The sequence below is a fragment of the Vibrio sp. St2 genome (assembly GCF_947311885.1).
Lineage (GTDB): Bacteria > Pseudomonadota > Gammaproteobacteria > Enterobacterales > Vibrionaceae > Vibrio > Vibrio coralliilyticus.
Map to the genome: position 1 here is coordinate 145,176 of NZ_CAMZNA010000001.1, position 19,779 is coordinate 164,954.

At 44.7% G+C, this 19,779-nt stretch carries 26 protein-coding genes and 1 riboswitch; of the genes, 20 read left to right on the plus strand and 6 right to left on the minus strand.

Going from position 1 to position 19,779, the window contains the following annotated elements; all coding sequences use genetic code 11:
• Nucleotides 1-143 precede the first annotated feature (143 nt).
• From QMA41_RS00640 to QMA41_RS00650, 3 genes are all read left to right on the plus strand, one after another.
• Nucleotides 144-1,073, plus strand: a complete 930-nt coding sequence (locus QMA41_RS00640; protein ID WP_043008367.1) for a hypothetical protein — start codon at nucleotides 144-146, stop codon at nucleotides 1,071-1,073.
• A 229-nt stretch (nucleotides 1,074-1,302) separates the two neighbouring features.
• Complete coding sequence (locus tag QMA41_RS00645; RefSeq protein WP_281628553.1) at nucleotides 1,303-1,842, plus strand: GNAT family protein; 540 nt, start codon at nucleotides 1,303-1,305, stop codon at nucleotides 1,840-1,842.
• Between the two features lie 34 nt (nucleotides 1,843-1,876).
• On the plus strand, nucleotides 1,877-2,407 hold the full coding sequence (locus QMA41_RS00650; RefSeq protein ID WP_281628554.1) for a GNAT family N-acetyltransferase: 531 nt from the start codon (nucleotides 1,877-1,879) through the stop codon (nucleotides 2,405-2,407).
• Between the two features lie 196 nt (nucleotides 2,408-2,603).
• Here the strand turns inward: QMA41_RS00650 and QMA41_RS00655 are convergent, their stop codons facing one another.
• On the minus strand, nucleotides 2,604-3,461 hold the full coding sequence (locus QMA41_RS00655) for a DUF2608 domain-containing protein (RefSeq protein WP_281628555.1): 858 nt from the start codon (nucleotides 3,459-3,461) through the stop codon (nucleotides 2,604-2,606).
• A 288-nt stretch (nucleotides 3,462-3,749) separates the two neighbouring features.
• On the opposite strand from QMA41_RS00655, the gene QMA41_RS00660 reads away from it, so the two are divergent.
• The 13 genes from QMA41_RS00660 (at nucleotide 3,750) to QMA41_RS00720 (ending at nucleotide 11,123) form a co-directional block, all read left to right on the plus strand.
• Nucleotides 3,750-4,109, plus strand: coding sequence for a VOC family protein (locus QMA41_RS00660; RefSeq protein ID WP_281628556.1), 360 nt, complete (start codon nucleotides 3,750-3,752; stop codon nucleotides 4,107-4,109).
• Nucleotides 4,110-4,153: 44 nt separating this feature from the next.
• Nucleotides 4,154-4,528 (plus strand): hypothetical protein, encoded by a 375-nt coding sequence (locus tag QMA41_RS00665; RefSeq protein WP_281628557.1) that lies wholly within the window; start codon nucleotides 4,154-4,156, stop codon nucleotides 4,526-4,528.
• A 13-nt stretch (nucleotides 4,529-4,541) separates the two neighbouring features.
• Nucleotides 4,542-4,934, plus strand: a complete 393-nt coding sequence (locus tag QMA41_RS00670) for a hypothetical protein (protein ID WP_281628558.1) — start codon at nucleotides 4,542-4,544, stop codon at nucleotides 4,932-4,934.
• Between the two features lie 90 nt (nucleotides 4,935-5,024).
• Entirely contained in the window at nucleotides 5,025-5,669 is a 645-nt protein-coding gene (gene bluB / locus QMA41_RS00675; RefSeq protein ID WP_171352776.1) for a 5,6-dimethylbenzimidazole synthase, read from the plus strand.
• A gap of 309 nt (nucleotides 5,670-5,978) precedes the next feature.
• On the plus strand, nucleotides 5,979-7,181 hold the full coding sequence (gene lamB, locus QMA41_RS00680; RefSeq protein WP_064487556.1) for a maltoporin LamB: 1,203 nt from the start codon (nucleotides 5,979-5,981) through the stop codon (nucleotides 7,179-7,181).
• Between the two features lie 178 nt (nucleotides 7,182-7,359).
• Entirely contained in the window at nucleotides 7,360-7,899 is a 540-nt protein-coding gene (locus QMA41_RS00685; RefSeq protein ID WP_281628559.1) for an AAA family ATPase, read from the plus strand.
• 31 nt (nucleotides 7,900-7,930) lie between these two features.
• Nucleotides 7,931-8,305 (plus strand): MmcQ/YjbR family DNA-binding protein, encoded by a 375-nt coding sequence (locus QMA41_RS00690; RefSeq protein WP_021458372.1) that lies wholly within the window; start codon nucleotides 7,931-7,933, stop codon nucleotides 8,303-8,305.
• Nucleotides 8,306-8,410: 105 nt separating this feature from the next.
• Entirely contained in the window at nucleotides 8,411-8,842 is a 432-nt protein-coding gene (locus QMA41_RS00695; RefSeq protein WP_021458371.1) for a GNAT family N-acetyltransferase, read from the plus strand.
• A 148-nt stretch (nucleotides 8,843-8,990) separates the two neighbouring features.
• Nucleotides 8,991-9,497: a peptide deformylase gene (def, locus tag QMA41_RS00700; RefSeq protein WP_006962566.1), complete on the plus strand. Its 507-nt coding sequence runs from the start codon at nucleotides 8,991-8,993 to the stop codon at nucleotides 9,495-9,497.
• 35 nt (nucleotides 9,498-9,532) lie between these two features.
• Nucleotides 9,533-9,928, plus strand: coding sequence for an NUDIX domain-containing protein (locus QMA41_RS00705; protein WP_281628560.1), 396 nt, complete (start codon nucleotides 9,533-9,535; stop codon nucleotides 9,926-9,928).
• A 15-nt stretch (nucleotides 9,929-9,943) separates the two neighbouring features.
• A complete protein-coding gene (locus QMA41_RS00710) occupies nucleotides 9,944-10,375 on the plus strand; it encodes a hypothetical protein (protein WP_281628561.1) in 432 nt (143 codons plus the stop codon).
• Between the two features lie 27 nt (nucleotides 10,376-10,402).
• On the plus strand, nucleotides 10,403-10,786 hold the full coding sequence (locus QMA41_RS00715; protein WP_281628562.1) for a DUF4345 domain-containing protein: 384 nt from the start codon (nucleotides 10,403-10,405) through the stop codon (nucleotides 10,784-10,786).
• Nucleotide 10,787: 1 nt separating this feature from the next.
• Nucleotides 10,788-11,123: a hypothetical protein gene (locus QMA41_RS00720; protein WP_281628563.1), complete on the plus strand. Its 336-nt coding sequence runs from the start codon at nucleotides 10,788-10,790 to the stop codon at nucleotides 11,121-11,123.
• A gap of 33 nt (nucleotides 11,124-11,156) precedes the next feature.
• Here QMA41_RS00720 and QMA41_RS00725 read toward each other — a convergent pair whose 3' ends face one another.
• Together QMA41_RS00725 and QMA41_RS00730 are read right to left on the minus strand one after the other, a co-directional pair.
• The gene (locus QMA41_RS00725) at nucleotides 11,157-12,707 is read right to left on the minus strand and encodes a DHA2 family efflux MFS transporter permease subunit (protein ID WP_038511001.1); all 1,551 of its coding nucleotides are present in this window, start codon (nucleotides 12,705-12,707) and stop codon (nucleotides 11,157-11,159) included.
• A 3-nt stretch (nucleotides 12,708-12,710) separates the two neighbouring features.
• Complete coding sequence (locus tag QMA41_RS00730) at nucleotides 12,711-13,766, minus strand: HlyD family secretion protein (protein ID WP_038511004.1); 1,056 nt, start codon at nucleotides 13,764-13,766, stop codon at nucleotides 12,711-12,713.
• Between the two features lie 132 nt (nucleotides 13,767-13,898).
• Here QMA41_RS00730 and QMA41_RS00735 point away from each other — a divergent pair, with 132 nt between their 5' ends.
• Nucleotides 13,899-14,807, plus strand: a complete 909-nt coding sequence (locus QMA41_RS00735) for a LysR family transcriptional regulator (RefSeq protein ID WP_172850643.1) — start codon at nucleotides 13,899-13,901, stop codon at nucleotides 14,805-14,807.
• Nucleotides 14,808-14,883: 76 nt separating this feature from the next.
• Complete coding sequence (locus QMA41_RS00740) at nucleotides 14,884-15,642, plus strand: transporter substrate-binding domain-containing protein (protein WP_281628564.1); 759 nt, start codon at nucleotides 14,884-14,886, stop codon at nucleotides 15,640-15,642.
• Between the two features lie 35 nt (nucleotides 15,643-15,677).
• Here the strand turns inward: QMA41_RS00740 and QMA41_RS00745 are convergent, their stop codons facing one another.
• The 3 genes from QMA41_RS00745 to ribB form a co-directional block, all read right to left on the minus strand.
• On the minus strand, nucleotides 15,678-16,643 hold the full coding sequence (locus tag QMA41_RS00745) for a hypothetical protein (RefSeq protein ID WP_021458701.1): 966 nt from the start codon (nucleotides 16,641-16,643) through the stop codon (nucleotides 15,678-15,680).
• 288 nt (nucleotides 16,644-16,931) lie between these two features.
• Complete coding sequence (locus QMA41_RS00750; protein WP_281628565.1) at nucleotides 16,932-17,645, minus strand: riboflavin synthase subunit alpha; 714 nt, start codon at nucleotides 17,643-17,645, stop codon at nucleotides 16,932-16,934.
• Nucleotides 17,646-17,663: 18 nt separating this feature from the next.
• Nucleotides 17,664-18,323: a 3,4-dihydroxy-2-butanone-4-phosphate synthase gene (gene ribB / locus QMA41_RS00755; RefSeq protein ID WP_281628566.1), complete on the minus strand. Its 660-nt coding sequence runs from the start codon at nucleotides 18,321-18,323 to the stop codon at nucleotides 17,664-17,666.
• 93 nt (nucleotides 18,324-18,416) lie between these two features.
• A riboswitch (FMN riboswitch) is annotated at nucleotides 18,417-18,559 on the minus strand.
• 249 nt (nucleotides 18,560-18,808) lie between these two features.
• Here ribB and QMA41_RS00760 point away from each other — a divergent pair.
• Nucleotides 18,809-19,207, plus strand: a complete 399-nt coding sequence (locus tag QMA41_RS00760) for a VOC family protein (protein WP_171347748.1) — start codon at nucleotides 18,809-18,811, stop codon at nucleotides 19,205-19,207.
• Complete coding sequence (locus QMA41_RS00765; protein ID WP_281628567.1) at nucleotides 19,207-19,779, plus strand: NAD(P)H-dependent oxidoreductase; 573 nt, start codon at nucleotides 19,207-19,209, stop codon at nucleotides 19,777-19,779. The genes QMA41_RS00760 and QMA41_RS00765 overlap by 1 nt, the downstream gene beginning before the upstream one ends.

Consider the following 19,779-nt stretch of genomic DNA (forward strand, 5'->3'; position numbering starts at 1 on the left):
TCACATTTTACGATGTAACAACCTATAGCTATTTGTAAATCAATTGGTTTCTTCAATTGAGTATTTACATACCTTACCTGTGATCAATAGCATTCGTTAATTGATTTTGGGTTATTAATAACAAATGGCTATAGGTTGATGTAATGAAAACAAAACTTCTGTTGGCTCTTCCCTTTCTCTCATTCGTCGCTGTTGCGAATACTAATCCTCACTTGGAAACGTTCAATACTCAAGTAAGTCAGACGCTATATAAAGGTCAGCGCTTGAATATCCCTGTTAACCTTTCACTACCTGCAGACAGACGCCACTTGGCAACGTTAGGCTATGACAACAACCAGCCGTCTTCAATGGATTGTAAGATTAGTATTTACGATAGTGCGAGTACGTTACTGCACTATCTAGACTGTCGTGCCGGTATTGGTGAGCACACATTTGCTACGCCTATCGCTTACTGGCAGGATAATTATCGAGCTGTTATCTCTTTGTATAATGCAGATTTTTCTCAATCGAGTCAGCGATTTGAAGGGAATTTTCGTTTTAACTTTGGCGAAAGCTCGCGTATAGACAACGATCATCTACCGACATGGTGGAAGAAAACTTATAACTCAGTTGGACTCGATGCTAATACAGATTATGACGGAGACAGCTTTAGCTTAATTCAAGAGTATTTTGGTAACAGCAAACCGAACGACGTAAACAGCTTTCCTGACCATGACCCTGTGATTGATTTTGACGAAACACACTCGGCAGGAACATCAATGTATGTCCGTTTTGGTCAGGCAGTGACGGATTGGATTGAAATTACCCCGACTTACAATAAGAAAGTGAAGTCTTTAGAGTTGGTCGTTGAAACAAATGACAACGCTCGAAATCAATCTGTTGTTGCATTCGTTCATGATGAAAATGGTAACCGCGTTTATCCAAGCTATCTGAAATTCCCAGGCCGACAATCTGTTGCTTTGGAACAACCGGTTGATGTAGAAAAGCTGAAGATAAAACTAGTTGCAAGGCACTACTCATCAAACATTTATGCTCACTATAAAGTGAAACTGAATGCCACGTTTACAGAGTAAGCTTTGAACTTCTCGAGAGAGCGCCAATGGGCGCTCTTTTTGATTGTCAGCCCTGCACTGACTTTTCGGAGTACGAGATTTTTAGCATTGTTAATGTCGGGTGATGAAACATCGATAAAACTGAGCTGCAATCTTTTGCTCTGAATTAGAAACAACGATAAAGTGCTGCCTATATAGCCACCAGACTCTCTGCCAGAAGGTGGACCCGTAAAATTAAGAAGGAAATTTTGTGTCAGATGCCGTGATCAATATTAGGCCCGCTAAGCCGGATGAGCTGGAAACCATTCATGCTCTTGTGGTATCCAACGATGAATGGACAAAGTTCAATGGACCCTATTTCCCATATTCGCATCCTTCACTTGAACAGTTTGAAAGAGGGTTTTTTCAACGAATGATAAAAGGTGAAGATCTTCAATTGGTGACGGTAAATGATGCCCCTGTTGGCACTGTGACTTGTTATTGGGAATGTGAAGAAACACGCTGGCTCGAAGCTGGAATTGTCGTTTACGACTCTGCTTTTTGGGGAAAAGGAATAGCAGCGACTGCAATTCCTCTTTGGGTTACTTATTTGTTTAAAAATAAGCAAATAGAGCGAGTTGGGATGACAACGTGGTCCGGGAACCCTCGCATGATGTCACTTGCACTCAAGCTCGGTTTTCAGCAAGAGGCTCGATTGCGAAAAGTAAGATACTTCAATGGCGAGTATTATGACTCAGTCAAATACGGAGTATTGCGTTCAGAGTGGCAAAAACTCCACTCAATAAGTTAACCAATTACTATTTACATGTTTAATGGTGGCTTTTATGGAAACACAAAGGATTAAATTAACCCCGCCTTCTTTAGAATATTCAGAATCCATGTTTACTGTTATTGAAGATAGCAAAGAGGAGTTTGCTCCTTTTCTCCCTTGGGTCACGGATTCATTAACACTGGCCGATATCGAAGAAAACACCAAAACTGCGTTAGTGAACTTTGAGCAGTTTGTGGATGAGTTTTGGTTCAACATCATCGAAAAAGCGACTGGGCAGTTTATCGGTGCAATAGGCTTTATTGTCAGAGATAACTGTGTCCCTTATTTCGAGGTCGGATATTGGCTATGCACCTCAAAGACAGGAAAAGGCTACGTCACAGAAGCTGTTAGTCTGGTTGAGCGATACGCATTCTGCGTTCGCTCTGCAAGGAGACTGGAATTAAAAATGGCTGAGTCAAATATTAAAAGCCAGGCCGTGGCAACGCGGTGCGGTTATCACTTTGAAGCTTGCTTGGCCAATGGCAGACGACTGCCTAGTGGTGATTTGGATAACACCTTAATCTATGTGAAAACACATTTATAGCCATTTTGAGGTCAAGCTAAACTGGCCTTAGCTTGACGAAAAAAGCGATACCAATCTTGGTATCGCTCTAAGAGGGCGTTGCATGAGTCCGTTATCTGTCAAGTCCGCAGTGGGGCCCCCAATTTGCCCTTGAGCTAACTTTTAAGAGCACAGACACACGCAACAATCTTTAAGTTCGGTTTTCACCAACAAGTCATTACTGGCCTAGGCAAGTATCGCCAATTCGGGCTGGTGCGATCTTATCCAGCACTTGGTTGAGCTCTTTCCAGTCACTTGCCATTTTGTTGGCTTGCTCTTTCGTTAGAACGGCACCATTTGCAGCGATACGATCTTCTTCAACTTTGGTGTAGTGGAAAATCGTCATGTCGACAGAAGCGTCATCTTTATATGCTTCTTCCATGTTCACGATGTTTTTCTTACTGTCATCAATAAATACGACACTGCTGAAGCTCTGGCCTGTTTTATCCAGAATATAATCCAGCATGGTGCCCTTGTTCATACCTGTCGTCATCATGATGCCGTTGATGTAGCTCAGAGGACGCTTAGGGTTATCAATGTAAACAGGAAGCTGGTCAGAACCCTTCTCTTTAAGTGCGGTACGTGTCATGTCGTATTGGTTGCGAATCATTTCACGCTCAGTCGCATAACGATAGTTTGGTGAACGGGATGTCAGAGCCATGACGGTTAGCCCCTTGTCCTGCCAACCGCTTACCGTTGCTGGCACGTCCTCTTCAATGATTTTCATTGGCACTAATTCGTAGAGTAGGCCAATAGAATCTTGGAAAAGACAGTCAACTTTATCGCCTTCCGCAGGTTTTACATCCAGCTTACCTCGTTGCCATTGGTACCAAATGTCGCCACCGATATCAGAAGTAGAGGTCAGAAGAGTGTTATCGATATCAATAACAATCAGCGGTTTCTCACCTTGTTTCGTTAACTGATTTACTTTCGCAGCCACATCCTTAAACTTGGTTGTTTCCTTCACGACTACGTCTGCCATTGCACTGCTTGCAAATGAAAGCGCACAAAGTGCTGCTACTTTTTTTAGCATCATATGGAAAGTCTTCCTTAGATTGGTTCTTCTTTGGCGACCTGATGAACGCCAAGTAATATAATGGTTATGTTATAACATTGCAAAACATATCGCAGATTGTCGATCGAATCTAATTTTCAAACTAGATCGGCATCACACTAGAGGAGGTTTTCTGGCAAAGAAGCGAAGGAACAAGTGCGCAAACCATTAATCAACACAAAGCGTTATATTCTGTAGCGTTAGTTGTTTTGCGTTTGAAGGGAAATGGTTTAGCTTAATGGTGAGAAGCCAACACAAGGTGCGTGAAAAGTGAAAATCAACACAATGAGAATCCCATGTCGTTGTTTAATAGAGTCAGAAAAGTTCTACACGGAAAAACTTGGACTCAACAAGGTGTTCGGTTCACCAGAAGAAGGGTTCATCGGTTACCAGTTGGAGAACGTTCAGGTGTTGCTAGAGGGAGAAGAAAGCGGTGAGTTTGAAGCGGGGCGATTTTTAGGCTTTAGCCTGGAAGTCAAAAACATCCGTAGCTTCTACGAGACCTTAACAGCAAGAGACGTTGAATTTACGGGCCCACCTGAAAACCAGTTCTGGGGTGGATTGATGACTCATATCGTAGACTGCAACAAGAATAGCTTCTCCATCGTACAAGTCGATTTGGCTGAATAATGAGTTGTTGTATCAGCATTTATTTTTTGGTTAAGGGTTAAGAAATGGAACTTACCTTATACGTGTCCGCTTTACTTCTGATTGCCATTTCGTTCATTCATTCCTACCTTGGTGAACGCTATATCCTGATGCGGCTATTCAAACGAGACAATTTGCCTAAGCTTTTTGGGAGCGATGACTTTACCAAACGCACTTTACGTTTCGCTTGGCACCTAACCTCTGTCGCTTGGATAGGGTTTGCTGCCACTGTTTTCAGCCTCACTCAGCCTGGGTTTAGTCAATCGACAGTCGTAAAAATAATCGCGATCACATTTGCTATCCACTGTGCTGTGGCTCTTTGGGGCTCGAAGGGCAGACACCTTTCGTGGATTGTATTTGGAACAGTGAGTGTTCTGCTCTTTTTCTATTTAATGGCTTAGATAAGGAATCTCTATGCGCCAACAATATCATTTTCGCCAATCTGAGCAGGGCTTATTGGCGTGGGATGTTCTTAGGTTAATCGAAATTACTAAAAAGCTTCCCATTATAGAAGTGCCTATCTCTGATATTAGTGAGCTGGATGAAGAGTTTTGGTATGAACTCGGTGGGGCGAAACCGACTTGCCGAAGTGTTCTGGAACATGCTGCTTTAATTAACTATGTGGATTTATCCTATCCAATCATATTGTGTCATCAGGGAAGGATAATGGATGGTATGCATCGAGTATGTAAGGCTCTACTCATGGGGCAAAACTCGATACGTGCGGTTCAGCTTCCTGAATACGTTGAACCTGACTACATCGGTGTAGATCCAGAAGATCTGCCATATGACGACGAAACAACCTGAACCTTCCAATTAATTCTGATTAAGCGCGCTCGTCTCTTGGCGTTCCCTAGCATTACTAATACAATTCTCACTTTTTGAGGGAGAGCACGTATGTTCATTAATGAAGAAGAAAGAGATGCACTTTATAAAGTGATTTTTTCCCGTCGGGATGTACGTCGCGATTTCATTTCTAAAGCAATTCCAGAAGATGTGTTGCTGAGAATTCTTACCGCTGGGCATCATGCCCCTAGTGTTGGTTTTATGCAGCCTTGGGACTTCATTCTTGTCACCGAAGAGGAAACCAAGAAGGCGATCAAGCAGGGATATGAGAAGGCTAGGGTCGAATCAGCCGAGCAATTCTCCGAAGAGAAACGTGAACAATATCGTAGCTTCAAACTTGAAGGCATCCTGGAAGCACCGCTTGGAATATGCGTCACATGTGACAGAGAACGCAATGGCCCTGTGGTCATAGGGCGGACAATTAAGCCTGAAATGGATCTCTATAGTACGGTTTGCGCCATTCAGAATATGTGGCTGGCAGCCAGAGCAGAAAACATTGGCCTTGGTTGGGTTAGCATTATTCATGATGACGTGCTTAGAAGCGTGCTGGGTATTCCTGAAGACAAGGATATTATCGGCTATTTGTGTCTAGGTTACGTGTCGAAATTTAATGATAAGCCCGAGCTTGAAGAGTTTGGCTGGCTCAAGCGAGAAGAGCTCAACCAGCTGATTCATAAAGAAAAGTGGTCACAGTAAGTGGCCGCCTCATTTTAATTCTGTATACTTATTCAAGGCTTTATATGGCCTAGCACTCCAAATTCCTCCATCTCCCCTTGATTTGTCCTTGAACAAATTATGAGCGCTTTACTCGGTTGTCAAACCGATAACTAGCTCACTTATTAATAAGCCTAATAGTTATGCTGATCACAATAATCGTGCTGATTGCTTTCCTTGATTAAATTATCACTTCAGGATGGGATCGATCCCATGGGATTGTTCCCATAAATCATAAAATATACAAACTTGAGTGAATCAATTGAGCTTTAACGCTACAAGGAAAGGATTATGAAACTATTACCTATTGCCAGCGCACTTTCCGTTGCTATCCTGTCGACCAGTACATTAGCCGCCACTTCTCCCGTCGAATTTTACGGCTACATGCGTGGTGGTGTCGGGCTGAGTAACGAGGGCGGTTCCAACAGCAAGTGGGAAGTGAACAAGGTAGGTCGTCTTGGTAACGAAGATGATCTGTATGGGGAGTTTGGCCTGAAAAAAGAAGTGTACGCAGAGGACGATGTGTCATTCGTTGTTGACTCGATGCTTAAATACTGGGAAGGGCAAGACCAAAACTCCAAAGATCGCAGTGTTGAGGTAGCACAGCTGAACGTTCAGGCAACAGGTTTATTTGAAGATAAAGACATCACTATCTGGGCGGGTGAACGTTACTATCAGCGTCACGACGTTCATATCGTGGATAACTACTACTGGGACGTTAGTGGTATCGGTGGTGGTGTTGAACATATTAATATGGGGCCGGGTAAGCTGTCCGTTGCGCTTCTACAAGATACTGTGGCTGGTGACTTAGATGATGGTCAGGAAACGACGGCTGTTATTGCCGATGTTCGATACGCTGGTATCCCAATGTGGGAAAACGCTGATCTGGAAGTCGGCTTGGATTATCACGCAGGTAACGAACGTAGTGGTCAATCACTGGATGCCGACAACAGCCTGATGTTTACGGCAAGCCTTCAACAATCATTAGATAATGGCTTTAATAAAACAATCCTTCAGTTAGCGAACTCTGGTTACGCGGAGCAAATGACGACATTTGGTCATGGTAATGGTCTGGTGCGTGATGCTGCAAACAATGATGCGAAAGGTTACCGCCTGATCAACTGGGGTGTTGTTTCTGTTGGAGACAAAATTGAATTTGGTCACTCTATCCGTTATGCCGCAGCCACAGATGTTGATGGTACTGCAACGGATGATTCCACACTCAGCGTGGTAGTTCGTCCGCTATACAAATGGACAGATAGAATGCGTACCATTCTGGAAATTGGTGGTTTCTCAGAAAAGATCAATAACGTAGACAGTGCAGGTAGCAAGTTTACTGTTGCACAGGCTTGGGTACCTAAAGCGGGTTTTTGGTCTCGACCTGAGATTCGAGTATTCGCTACGTACCTGAATGATGCAGAAAATGATAATGCTTTTGGTACTGGTAAAGACACAGAAATCAGTGTTGGTATGCAGGTAGAAGCTTGGTGGTAGACGCTTCGTAATCGACTGACTTTTCTTGCTGGGCGGGATAGAGTTATCCCGCCTAAACTCTTCAAAGTAGCTCTTCCCAAATCTTACTTCTTTCTTAATATCACATCATTGCTGTACCATTAGTTTTTCGCTAAGTCGCAATAAAATAAGATTTATCCTTTCAGCTAATAGGAATTCAATGGAACGTTTTATTGTATTTACAGGTGGGCCCGGATCAGGGAAAACATCGGTAATTGAACACCTGCAAAATCTGGGGTTCAAGACCGCCGATGAAGTTGGTCGACGAGTGATTCAACAACAGGTAGAGAGCGGTGACAATGCCCTTCCATGGTTGGATAAAACTGCTTTTCGTGACGTCATGGTTTCAGCAGAAATAGACAAATATCGTCGAATTGGTGCTGGGGAAGAGTTCGTATTTTTCGATCGAAGTATTGTTGATAGTTACGGTTACAGCTTATTAGAGGACTTGGCCCTCACTGAGAGTCTCACACAGCACTGCAATCAACTTAGGCACAATCTACAGGTGTTTGTTTTCCCTCCTTGGAAAGAGATATTTGCCAACGATGCGGAAAGGAAGCAAGACTTTGCCGAAGCCGTGGCCACTTATGAAAAAATGCGCGAAGCGTATCAATTGTTTGGCTACACCTTAACGGAAGTACCGACAGGTAGCGTTGAGCAACGATCACGATTTGTTCTTGATGCGCTAAGCTCTCGTTAACCTCAATCTATAAGTGACTGAAGAGATAAGCATGACTTACGAGCAGTTTAATCAGTTTTGTTCTGAGCTTCCCGCGACTACCCATATTGTGCAATGGGGGGATTCTCATGTTTGGAAGGTGGGAGGAAAGGTATTTGCCGTAGGCGGTTGGGGCAAATCGGACAAACCCGCCTTTACGTTTAAAACCTCCCCGCTAAATTTTGATTTTCTCAGCGAGCATGACGGGTATATTCCTGCGCCTTACTTTGCGAACCGAGGAATGAAATGGATTCAGCAAGTAGAAACGTCAGGTGAACTCGATGAAGAACTAGAGTACTACTTGCGCGAGTCTTATCGGTTGGTGGCGTCAGGTTTGAGTAAACGTAAGCAAAGTGAACTTGGGTTGAACTTGGAAGCGAATCGTTAGCATCCTGTTATTTCTTTTCTTCAATCTATACATTGTTCCTTTCGGTTGCTAGGATCCGCATTCGCGGCTGCACATGGATACAACTTACGAATTAAGTGACTCATTATGAATGTAGAAAATGTGCTTCCTGAAAATTTCGCAGAGATGCTGGATGTTTGGGAAAACTCAGTCCGAGCGACTCATGACTTCATAACAGAAGAAGATATTGAGTTTTTTAAACCTATTATCATTGAACAAGCTTTTCCGGCCGTCACACTGAAGTGTATAAAAAACGAAACCGGCAATATTCTCGGCTTTGTGGGTGTTCATGAAGCAAAAGTAGAAATGCTATTTGTGTTAGACGCCGCGAGAGGCAAGGGAATAGGGAAAGCATTATTGCAATATGCCATTGAACATCTCGGTGTAAACAAAGTAGATGTGAATGAGCAAAACCCAATGGCGGTCGACTTTTATAAACACATGGGGTTCCATGTTGAGTCGCGCTCGCCTGTTGATGATATGGGAAAACCATTTCCAATTTTGCATATGACGCTCTAAGTCTCGGTTTGTCGTCACTCAATCTGTTAGAAGAAACGCTCAAAGCTAATAACTTTGAGCGTTTCCGTATATATTCATTATTTACAGTGACTTATATAGCCTAAGTGATAGGTTATTTACGCAATTTAATTTTCATATAAGGAACCTAATGGCTGTTTTAAAGATTCTTACCGCACCAGACCCAAAGCTAAAGATAAAAGCTGAAAAAGTATCGGACATTCAATCCGTTCAGACCCTAATCGATGACATGCTGGAAACGCTCTACGCGACAAGTAATGGAATTGGTTTGGCGGCAACTCAAGTGGGCCACCGTGAGGCTATCGTGATTATTGATCTGTCGGAGAGCCGAGATCAGCCACTGATATTAGTGAATCCAGAAGTAGTAGAGGGTAAGAATCGAGCGATGGGACAAGAAGGGTGTTTATCCGTCCCGGATTATTATGCTGATGTTGAGCGTTACACATCCGTTGTCGTTGAAGCTCTAGATAGACACGGCGAACCTGTGAGGATTGAAAGTGATGATTTTCTTGCGATTGTCATGCAGCATGAAATCGATCACTTGGCAGGTAATCTGTTTATCGACTATCTTTCTCCATTAAAGCAGCGTATGGCATTGAAAAAAGTGAAAAAACACATCAAAACAATGGCAAGCTAAACATGACAAAATGATAAATACAGGGAGTGTACTTAATGCAGCCTTTTGAATGTGTGTCATTTCTTTTAGTGGATAACAACCAGGTACTTCTGGAAAAGAGATCGATACATAAAGCGAGTGACCCTGGCTTAACCTGTATTCCTGGTGGACATATAGAAGATGGCGAAACTCAGCCACAAGCCCTGTGCCGTGAGCTAAAAGAAGAATTAGATATTACTGCAAATCAATACCATTACTTGTGTTCTCTTTACCATCCCACCTCTGAGTTACAGCTTCTGCATTATTACGTGGTGACTGGGTGGCAAGGTGAGATTAAAGCATTGGAAGCAGAGAGCGTAAGTTGGGAAAAGCTTGAATCAGATTCAGTTTCGATTGAGGCAGATAAGCGAGCGATAGAAGAATTCAAACGAGTGAATCATCATCTTTGTTAGTTAGGAGGGGGGACTATGAACCAAGCTGAGGCATTGTTACCTCTCTTCTGGCGTGAATCCCATGAAGAGCTGCGTGAGCTTAAAAATATAGACGAAACGGTGCAGGCTTGTGACCGCTATGAAGCGTGGCTAGATAAAAAACGGCAGCTCACTCTTTGTGATATTCAAGATACGCATTGGATCAAATCCTGCACTGGCGGCTACATAACGGAAGTCGTCTTTAACGCTGATGGAACATTAGAAGAGTACCGTTTGTTTGACCGATTTCCGACTCAAGGTCATTGGCAACTGCACGAGGGTATTCTGCATGTGGAAATTTATAAAGCGGATAACTGCTACACATTTGCTGTGGTAGGCTGCCAAGCCGTCAATATCCATTCCGCCATCGAATACAAAAACGGTGAGCTACACTCATATCTCAAGCTCGCTCAGGTTAAGCCAAACTAGTGTTTTAGAGGTAGAGGAATCTTCCCTATGTCAAAAGGCCTCATTCTACTGACTTCTGCCGTATTCTTTTTCTATGGTCTGGCGTTCGCTATTGCCCCGAACAGTATGCTTAGCCAAGCGACTGGTGGATATGTGACTTCTGCATCCATGCTGGTTGATATGCGGGCAACCTATGGGGGTATGTCTGTCGGTGTCGCACTTGTCCTATTCCTACTTTCGCAAAATCCGTCAACACACAGTACAGGCTTGCTGGCCATCATTTTTGTTAATGGAAGTATGGCGACAGGGAGAATCATCGGCTTGGTAAGCGATGGTGAAACAAACAGTACAATGCATTTCTATCTCATGTTAGAGGTTGGAGTGTCGCTGCTTGCCCTATATCTGTTTAAATCGGAAAAAACAGGGGACTGATATGCCAATAGCACACTGTACAATCTCGCCGGATTTGATTTCCAAAGCAGAGACCGTTGAAGTTATTGAGCGCTGGGGTAGTTTTTCTGAGCAGCCTACTACAGATATGACCATTAATTTTGTTCTGGCGGAGCAACAAGAGGGGAGGCCGTACCAAATCATTGCCAACCTTTTCTTACCGTCAGTCTGGTCAGAAAAGTCAGTGAGCGCGCTACAGTTGGGGTTGGCAAAAGCCTTATCAGAGAGTTTTTCTGTCGAGCCCAAAAACGTATTGGTTATGACAACGATTCTAAGTTCAGGCTTCGTGGTGGAAAATGGGCGTGAAGTGACTTGGTAACGTCGCGCCCAGATTTGTACCTTCGCTATGAATTTAGTTCTTCATATTAAGAATGAGTACCGCTGCTAACGCTAGAAAAGCTGTCATCATCAAGAAGACATCGTTGTAGGCCATGATCGCGGCGTCGCGTTGCATGGTACTGAGTAAACTGGCTTCAGCTTGCATCATGGCTGTTGCGGCGTCACTTCCAGATTGCATAAAGAAGGCTTGCTGCTGGTGCAGCGTGTCCCAACCTAATGTACTCACCGACGGCAGAGATTCTTTAATATGTGCGAGGTGTTCACGGGTCTTGTTGTCGAGCAAGGTCGCAATGATAGCAATACTAAAAGCACCGCCAAGGTTACGCATAACATTGGTCAGTGTTGAGGCATCTGGAGTGTCTAGCTTGCTGATGTTTTTCATCGCGACCAGAGATAACGGCACCATAATGAACGGGCTGCCAATTGCACGTAGAATCATCGACAGAATGAGCTGGTGACCACCAAAATCTATCGTCATGTGAGTATTGACGTAGCAACTCAAGCCGAACATCGCGAAGCCAAAGGTAACTAAGTACTTAGGTTTGATGATTTGAGTCAGTTTCGGAACCAGCGGAAAGATCAAGAGCTGAGGAAAGCCCATCCACATCAAGACTTCACCAATCTCCATCGCGTTGTATTGCTGGATCTGAGTTAGGTACAGAGGCAGCACATAGATTGAACCTAGCAAGGCCATGCCCAAAATCAGATAAGCAATACACGACATGGCAAATTGCCCATCACGCAGTAATCTCAAGTTCACTAGTGGTTTCTTGTGCTGTAACTCATTGATAACGAAGTACACTAAACTCACGGCGGAGATAATGCTTAGCGTGATGATAAAGCTGGAGCTGAACCACTCTTCACGGTTTCCTTCTTCCAATACTACTTCCAGACAACCCAAACCTAACGCCATAGTCGCAATGCCGAACCAATCTGCTTTTTTTAGGGTATTTAGATTCAGCTTCTCGTCATCCAAACCATAGCGAATCATTGTAATCACCAGAAGCGCTGGTGGAATGTTGATATAAAAGATGTAGTGCCAGGAAAGATTTTCCGTTAGCCAGCCACCAAACGTTGGACCAATGGACGGTGCAAACGTAGCGGTAACACCGAACAACGCCATACCAACGGCTCGCTTGTTAATCGGCAGTAGCTGAATAACCAGAGAGAAGGCGAGAGGAATTAATGCACCGCCACTAAACCCTTGCATTGCGCGGAAGACGATCATCGAGGTCATGTTCCATGAGAAGGAACAAAGCAGTGATGACAGTGTGAAGATTGCTGTAGTCCAAGTGAGGTAACGACGCTTGCCTAGGGCTTTAGACAACCAGCCACTGAGTGGGATAGCAATCATCTCCGCGACTAAATAGGATGTCGAAATCCATGAGCTCTCATCCAGAGTCGCAGACAGTGCACCTTGTATGTCTTTCAGCGACGAGTTGGTGATCTGAATGTCGAGAATGGCCATGAAGGCGCCAATCAAGCCACCAAATAAAGCGATCCAGTGGCGTGTTGACACTTCATTCTCTTGAACGGCAGGTGCGTTTAAGGTTGCTTCCGACATGGATTAACCTCTGGTATCGATGGTTGCCACAACCGATAACCCCGGTAGGAGTCGGCCTTTCAATGCTTGTTGGTCAGGGATGGTGATCTTAACTGGTACGCGCTGAACAATCTTGGTGAAGTTACCTGTCGCGTTCTCCGGAGGTAATAGAGCAAACTTGGCGCCAGTTGCAGGCGAAAAGCTGTCGACGACGCCTTCTAATGGTTGCCCCGGAAATGCATCCAGCTCTATCTCAACTTTTTGTCCCTGATGAATGCCGCTCAATTGAGTCTCTTTGAAATTCGCCTCTATCCAGACGTCACTCGTCGGCACCAAGCTCATTAATGGTGTGCCAGCCTGAACCAACAGACCCTCACGTACACTACGTTTGCCCACGATACCGTCTACCGGCGCGTAGATTTTGGTGTAGTCAAGGTTGAGCTGGGCTTGCTCGACGGCGGTTTGGGACTCAACAATGGAGGCTTGAGCTTGTTTAATGTCGCTATCGATGACCGCGAGTTGATCGTGAGCGGCAACCAGACTCGCTTTCGCTTCATCCAGCTCTGCCTGAGTGACTTTTTGTTGAGCCAACATGTTGTCAACTTCATCTTGCGACGCGTAATTGCGCTTAAGAAGGCTACGCGAGCGTTGAACTTGTTGAACGGCGCGGTCATATTCTGCTTTTGCTGAATCTACGCGGCTTTCTGCTTGATGGATTTGACTTTGCTGCAAGGTTTGCTGTGCTTTCAAATTCTCAACGCTGGATTGTGTGACGGTGAGGTGTGCTTTCGCTTGTTCGAGAGCAGTGCGGTAGTCACGGTCATCAATTTGGACTAACAGATCGCCCTTTTTAACTTTTTGGTTGTCACTGACAAAAGAGTGTTCAATGTAGCCAGCCACTTTAGGGCTAATAGTGGTGATCTCTCCCTGAAGGTAGGCATTGTCGGTGGATTCGAAATACTGACCGTATCCAAACCAGTACCCACCGCCCAGCAAACCCAGTGACAGCATAATGGCTGTCGCGATAAGAGGGGCTTTTCTAGATTTCGCTGGCTTAGTCTCGGTATGTGTATTCGTCATTATTTTTCTCGTATTCAGTTTTCGTCTGCGGCGGATGTTACAAATTGTAAATGATTTGGATTGATTGATAAGATAGGAAAAAAGAGAAACACTGTTGCAAGAATTTAACTAATGAAGGCGTGAGGTGATGAGATGGATTTGAATGCGATTACGGTTTTCGCACAAGTTGTTGATTGTGGGAGTTTTACTCATGCGGCGGATGCACTAAATATGACCAAGTCAACTGTGAGCCGAAAGTTAGTTGAGCTGGAAAAGCATCTAGGTGTGCGCTTGATCACGCGTTCAACGAGAAGTTTAGTGTTAACACCGGAAGGTGAGCGGTTTTATCAATCCAGCCTGCAAATGCTGGAGATTATGAATCAGGCTGAGCTCGAAGTGTCTGCCAATCAGGATTTGATTCGCGGGCCATTAAATGTGGTGTTGCCTGTTGAGCTGGGTCATCAAATCATGGGCTCATACATCAACGCTTTTCTCAAAGAATACCCAAGCGTCACCATAAACCTCGAACTGTCGAATCGAGAAGTCGACATCATCGCTGAAGGCATTGATTTGTACGCGCAAATTGGTGAATTAGAAGACTCTGCTTTGGTTTCTCGTCCACTGACGAAATCACAGCGTGTATTGGTTGCCAGCCCAGAGTACCTTGAGGAGCACGGAGAAATTGAGTCTCATCGTGACTTAATTCCACCGCATCAAATGGTTGAGGTGTATAACCGCGCGGTGAGGTTACCTAAATGGCATTTGATCCCGGAAGACGGAGACTCATTGCAAATTGGCCTGCCACACCGATTACGAGTCAACACCATTACCGCTTGTCTGAAAGCCTGTCTGGACGGGCTTGGCATCGCAGTATTACCTGAATTCATTTGCCGAGAGCACTTTGCCAGCGGGCGACTTATTCAACTGCTTCCTGAGTATCAAATGCCAGAAGTGCTTGTGAGTTTGGTCTACGCAGATAGGCAACTCATGCCGAAGCGTAAAAAGGTCTTTATCGACTTTTTATTAGAGGCATTCAGCAAAGACCTTGCTGCACGCGGGTGAGCCAAATTCGCAAGCCTCTGTTATATCTGCTGGACTAGACTCTATTTAGAAGGGTTGATAAAGGTAAGGTCTGGGAATGAGGTTGAAGTCTTGGCTTGTTAGTGTGGTACTACTGATGGTTACTTCAGTTTCCTATGCCAGTGATAGTAAGCGAATTAAAATAGTTAGTCAGGAATGGCTTGGATACACCAATAGCGACGGCACAGGCCTTTACTGGGAGATTGTTAAAGCCGTTTTCCAACCTTTGAATGTTCCCCTTACCCTAGAAGTATTGCCATGGAAACGAGCCAAGCATCTTGTCCGAAAACAGGAAGCCAGCGCTTATTTAGGCGATTACTTTTATCCAAACGCGGATGCGTTTCTATATCCACAATGGCACCTTAGTGTGGAAGAAGATGTAATTGTTGTGTTTGCTCGAGGCTCGCTTGATTGGGAAGAGCAGCAGCTTTCATCATTGGTAAATAAGAAGGTCGCTTGGGTTCGGGGTTATGACTTTGAGAAGGGCTTCCTTAAAGATATTCCGCTTGAATTGGTAGAGGTAGACAGCGTCGAGCAAGGGATGAAACTTCTAAAAAAGGGCAGAGTGAGCGCTTTAATAGATTATCCATCAAGCATGGCTAGCTCAGAATTGTTAGCGACAGACGCGTTTGTTACTGAAGTTGCCAAGAAAGGGGAGAAACTTTACGTCGTATTTTCTAACACCGAGTCATCAAACAAGCTCATTGAGATGTTTGATACCCATATGCCACAACTTATCCAGTCTGGTGAACTAAAACAAATTTATCTTACTCATGGTCAAGATTATGAGGCTTACATGTCATCGATTGGGGAGTGATCTGTCAATTTAGAACTGACAGATCACTGGTATCATTATTCGCACTCTGGAAAATGTTCCCTTAAATCTTCCAGATCGGTTAGCACTGCAAGGTAAGTCGAAGCTTTGGAGTTGTTTGCTGGGCCTACGACAGTACCTGTTTTATGTAGCATTCCCATGCTAGAAATTGTACTGGCGGACTTTAATGAAAGTTCTAAAGCGAGCAACTCTTTCGAAAACCCTTTTAAATCTTGCGCAATTTCTTTGGCATCCAACGTCGCGGCAAGTTCTGATATTTTTGATTGGGTGTTGATGAAAGAAATAGAATCAGCGGCAATGGTTTTAGTGACGACTTTCAAATGATCCGATTTGCTTGCAGTAATCGCTTTGCTGTTGATACATGATATCTTGAGTTCATTGATGCTGTAACCATTAACGATAGTGATCCCCTGAGTGGCGGATTCTCCTGAGGCTTTTAGGCTTTCCGAACCGCTGTCGGCGGAATGCTTGATAGTATCACTCCAGTTGTAGACCCTTACGTTTGTTCTATTCAATTCTGCCTGAAGAGTATTGGCGGCTTTATTTATACTCTTACTACTCGAAGTGAGCGCATTTTGGCACTCTTTTTCGTTACAGGTAGCCAAATTAAAAGTAGCGTCTGTAAGGGCTTGATTTAGGTTAAAGGAAAGAGCTGAAATTGCGATTGGCCCTTTGCTATCCGATTTATATTCATGCTTGATAACGGTTGCGTTAACAGGGTTGTTCCTCGATGAGTGGTTAAAACAGTTCGAAGTCATTGGTGAACGATTTCTGTCTGAATAGCATAAATCTCCAATCTGATAAGTGAGCTGGCCATCGAGGCTTATTTGAGTGGTTTGCAGAGGATAGAAACGTATTGGGTCGTTAATCCCTCCTTCGTTTTTGGCGGTGTAGGTTAGTCCGTCAAAAACGGTCAGTTGGTTTGAGCTGCTGCATGCGGTTAGGCTGGCAAGGCAAGCGGCGACTAGGATTCCTCTTTTCATTTGAATCCCTCCTTGGTGTTATATGAATTTAGATTAATATTGAAAGTTAATTATTATAGAAAGCTCAATATTCATAAGTGATCTGTATCATAGTGTTTAATTTCTAGACTTCACCTTTGTCTAAATAGATTGTCTCTAACCTCCAATGTTGCGCCTTTTCTTGCCGGTTCTGATCTACTGCTAGAGAGTGAGGTGGATGTGAGTGTGTAACTTAAAAGAGCAGGGCAGGACTGTTGATAAACCAGTAATAATACCGCGCCGTTGCTAAGCGATGGCGCGGCACAAAGCTTAAGAGCGTTGCAGAGGATGTGCTGTTGTATGAGTCAGAGCGGTGAGACTGCTGCCTTGCGCAGCGAGAAACTGCTCAAAGTGAGGCAGTAAAGGCCCTAAGGTCTCAGCGACAGATGCTTTGATGGTATCGACAACCACTTGAGTTCCACGGTCAATTTCAATGTTAACTCGGTCGCCAACCAACTTGCTACCCAGCGTCGTCTGTCGTCGGGTCTCGGGAATAAGCCAGACTTCAAACCACTGAGCTTGATGATCGACAGCGGACACAGTCAAGCTGGCACCATTGATGGCGATGTATCCTTTTGCAAACACATAAGAGCTCAAGCTTTCAGGGAGCCCAAAACGCAGACGATAATTGCTGTCTATTGCTTCGATTAAGACAACCGGAGCTTGCGCATCGATATGCCCGGACAAAGGATGACCACCAATCTCGGCGCCGTCTTTGGCAGCCCGTTCCACATTGACGAGTGAGCCGACCTGCTCGCTACCGAGAGTCGTGATCTGAATGCTCGGTAGGACAACATCAAAAGACGCTCGGGTGTCACTGATTTGGTTTGTGACCGTTAAGCAGACACCGTCAACGGCTACACTTGCTCCGATGGTTAAGTCCTTACAAAAGTCATCGACAAACTCAAGCTCAAAGGTTCGAATTCCTCCGCGATCGTCAATCCGTTGGATCGTCGCGATGGAGGAGACAATTCCTGTAAACATAGGCGTTACTCCTTACGATCAGCTGGCTAAAGCGCTGGTGTTTTGTAGTCGATAGGCGACGATGTCTTCGATCGTTAATACCGGCATCCCATGCTCTCGTGCGAACTCAACAATCTGTGGAGTGCGAGCCATCGTGCCATCAGGGTTTGTTACTTCACATAGAACGCCAGAAGGAGCTAAGCCCGCTAGAGTCATTAAGTCGACCGTTCCTTCTGTGTGGCCGCGGCGACTTAAAACGCCACCAGAGCGTGCACGTAAGGGAAATACATGCCCAGGGCGCGCCAACTCCTGCGGCTTTGCATCTGGCGCAATAGCGGTCTGGATAGTGGTGACGCGGTCATGGGCTGAGACGCCGGTGGTAACGCCTTTTTTAGCTTCAATTGAAACTGTGAATGCCGTCTGATTCGCACTGTCGTTACGGCTAACCATAGGCGGTAAATCGAGTTGAGTGGCTTTGTCATCCGTTAAGCACAGGCAGACAATCCCGCTGCATTCTCGAATCATTAGTGCCATTTGCTGGGGTGTGAGATGTTCAGCAGAGTAAATTAAGTCACCTTCATTTTCTCTGTTTTCATCATCAAGTAATAAAACGCCTTGTCCGCGCTTTAGAGCATCAAGAGCCGCGTTGACGCGGTCGATAGGAGTGCCAAATTCGGCAAGTAAAGATGTCTGATTCATGGTGTTTCCTTATCGTTTACCAGAATCAGGGCAATATGGGATAGAAGACAACGCAAAATGCACCAGCGTTTCGCAATGGAACATCTGGTGTGCATCAATTCTCTCTCATCCGGACTATAACCGTCGGCTCTGGCATCTCACCAGATCTGCTGACCTCGACGAATCGAGCGCTCGCGGGCTCATCTTGTTAAAGATATACCGCCGGTGGGGAATTTCGCCCCGCCCTGAGAATAAATATATGTATTAAGTACCCATTGTTATGGGCGGCCTTAGCATAGTGCATTTCGGGATTGCAGGGAATGGAAAAGTGACACAGAGTCTTTAGAGGCCGAGTGAGCAATTTGGACTCTTTCGTAAACAAGGTGCATCTAAGAAATTGGTTCTTGATCTCAAGTTAGGTTGAGGTTTTATCCTGCGTTTTCTTAGTTTCAAGGAGGCCCAGAGATGGGCCATCGCTGAGCACAGGATTTTGATAAGGAGCAACTATGATCCCAAGGAACTCAACATTGCGTGTCGCTCGACCAACGAACGATCTAGATACTCTCACCAATATGTATATTAACGGCTTAGGCTTTGAATTGCTGAGCAGCTTTACCGACCATGAAGGCTTTAGTGGAACCATCATCGGTCATCCAGCTCATCCCTATCATTTAGAATTTACACACCACTACGGCAGCCATGTAGGGCCTGCACCAAGTCAGGATAATTTGCTGGTGTTTTACGTACCCGACGAAAGTGATTGGAAGCGTTGCTGTCAGAATATGCTCGATGCGGGTTTTCAGAAAGTGACCTCATTCAATCCTTATTGGGAAAACGTTGGATGTACTTTTGAAGACATCGATGGTTACCGCGTTGTATTGCAGCGTCAGGTTTGGGAGGCGTAATGGGCAATTTAGAGCATGTAAAATTAGATCGAGATATGCGAATCGCGATTGTACTTGGCTCGTCAAAGGCAGATGGCAATACACATCAATTCGCTGAAGCTGTTGCTGCGGTTTCCGGGGGGCGCATGTTTGACTTGTCAGATTATGACATCACATATTACGACTACAAACATCAGAACGAATCCGATGATTTTCTTGAGTTGATGCGTACATTGGTGGATGCAGACCATATAGTTTGGGCGTCCCCTGTGTACTGGTATTCGATGTCAGCTCAGATGAAAGTGGTTTTTGACAGGTTGTCGGACTTGACGGAGAACGACAAGCTTTTAGGTCGGCGATGGGCAGGAAAAAGCATGTCGGTCATTTCTACGGGCTATCAATCTACTTGTCCATCGTGTTTTATTGAACCATTTGTGATGACCGCTCGGTATTTTGATTTAGATTTCAGAGGCCACCAATATCTCTCTATTCAAACGGAAGCTGATCTTACGCATATAGAATCGGCTGCTAGAAAAGCGGTAGCTCATATCAACAGCCAGCAAATTCGTGAGAAAGACGTCAGCGTACAATAA

Coding starts and splice junctions, on each gene's coding strand:
- QMA41_RS00750 (WP_281628565.1), bottom strand. CDS start 17,645: ATGTTTACAGGAATTGTCTCCTCCATCGCGACGATCCAACGGATTGAC.
- QMA41_RS00760 (WP_171347748.1), top strand. CDS start 18,809: ATGATCCCAAGGAACTCAACATTGCGTGTCGCTCGACCAACGAACGAT.
- QMA41_RS00740 (WP_281628564.1), top strand. CDS start 14,884: ATGAGGTTGAAGTCTTGGCTTGTTAGTGTGGTACTACTGATGGTTACT.
- bluB (WP_171352776.1), top strand. CDS start 5,025: ATGTTCATTAATGAAGAAGAAAGAGATGCACTTTATAAAGTGATTTTT.
- QMA41_RS00735 (WP_172850643.1), top strand. CDS start 13,899: ATGGATTTGAATGCGATTACGGTTTTCGCACAAGTTGTTGATTGTGGG.
- QMA41_RS00725 (WP_038511001.1), bottom strand. CDS start 12,707: ATGTCGGAAGCAACCTTAAACGCACCTGCCGTTCAAGAGAATGAAGTG.
- QMA41_RS00655 (WP_281628555.1), bottom strand. CDS start 3,461: ATGATGCTAAAAAAAGTAGCAGCACTTTGTGCGCTTTCATTTGCAAGC.
- QMA41_RS00670 (WP_281628558.1), top strand. CDS start 4,542: ATGCGCCAACAATATCATTTTCGCCAATCTGAGCAGGGCTTATTGGCG.
- QMA41_RS00710 (WP_281628561.1), top strand. CDS start 9,944: ATGAACCAAGCTGAGGCATTGTTACCTCTCTTCTGGCGTGAATCCCAT.
- lamB (WP_064487556.1), top strand. CDS start 5,979: ATGAAACTATTACCTATTGCCAGCGCACTTTCCGTTGCTATCCTGTCG.
- QMA41_RS00695 (WP_021458371.1), top strand. CDS start 8,411: ATGAATGTAGAAAATGTGCTTCCTGAAAATTTCGCAGAGATGCTGGAT.
- QMA41_RS00715 (WP_281628562.1), top strand. CDS start 10,403: ATGTCAAAAGGCCTCATTCTACTGACTTCTGCCGTATTCTTTTTCTAT.
- QMA41_RS00765 (WP_281628567.1), top strand. CDS start 19,207: ATGGGCAATTTAGAGCATGTAAAATTAGATCGAGATATGCGAATCGCG.
- QMA41_RS00745 (WP_021458701.1), bottom strand. CDS start 16,643: ATGAAAAGAGGAATCCTAGTCGCCGCTTGCCTTGCCAGCCTAACCGCA.
- QMA41_RS00720 (WP_281628563.1), top strand. CDS start 10,788: ATGCCAATAGCACACTGTACAATCTCGCCGGATTTGATTTCCAAAGCA.
- ribB (WP_281628566.1), bottom strand. CDS start 18,323: ATGAATCAGACATCTTTACTTGCCGAATTTGGCACTCCTATCGACCGC.
- QMA41_RS00685 (WP_281628559.1), top strand. CDS start 7,360: ATGGAACGTTTTATTGTATTTACAGGTGGGCCCGGATCAGGGAAAACA.
- QMA41_RS00640 (WP_043008367.1), top strand. CDS start 144: ATGAAAACAAAACTTCTGTTGGCTCTTCCCTTTCTCTCATTCGTCGCT.
- QMA41_RS00690 (WP_021458372.1), top strand. CDS start 7,931: ATGACTTACGAGCAGTTTAATCAGTTTTGTTCTGAGCTTCCCGCGACT.
- QMA41_RS00650 (WP_281628554.1), top strand. CDS start 1,877: ATGGAAACACAAAGGATTAAATTAACCCCGCCTTCTTTAGAATATTCA.
- QMA41_RS00705 (WP_281628560.1), top strand. CDS start 9,533: ATGCAGCCTTTTGAATGTGTGTCATTTCTTTTAGTGGATAACAACCAG.
- QMA41_RS00730 (WP_038511004.1), bottom strand. CDS start 13,766: ATGACGAATACACATACCGAGACTAAGCCAGCGAAATCTAGAAAAGCC.
- def (WP_006962566.1), top strand. CDS start 8,991: ATGGCTGTTTTAAAGATTCTTACCGCACCAGACCCAAAGCTAAAGATA.
- QMA41_RS00665 (WP_281628557.1), top strand. CDS start 4,154: ATGGAACTTACCTTATACGTGTCCGCTTTACTTCTGATTGCCATTTCG.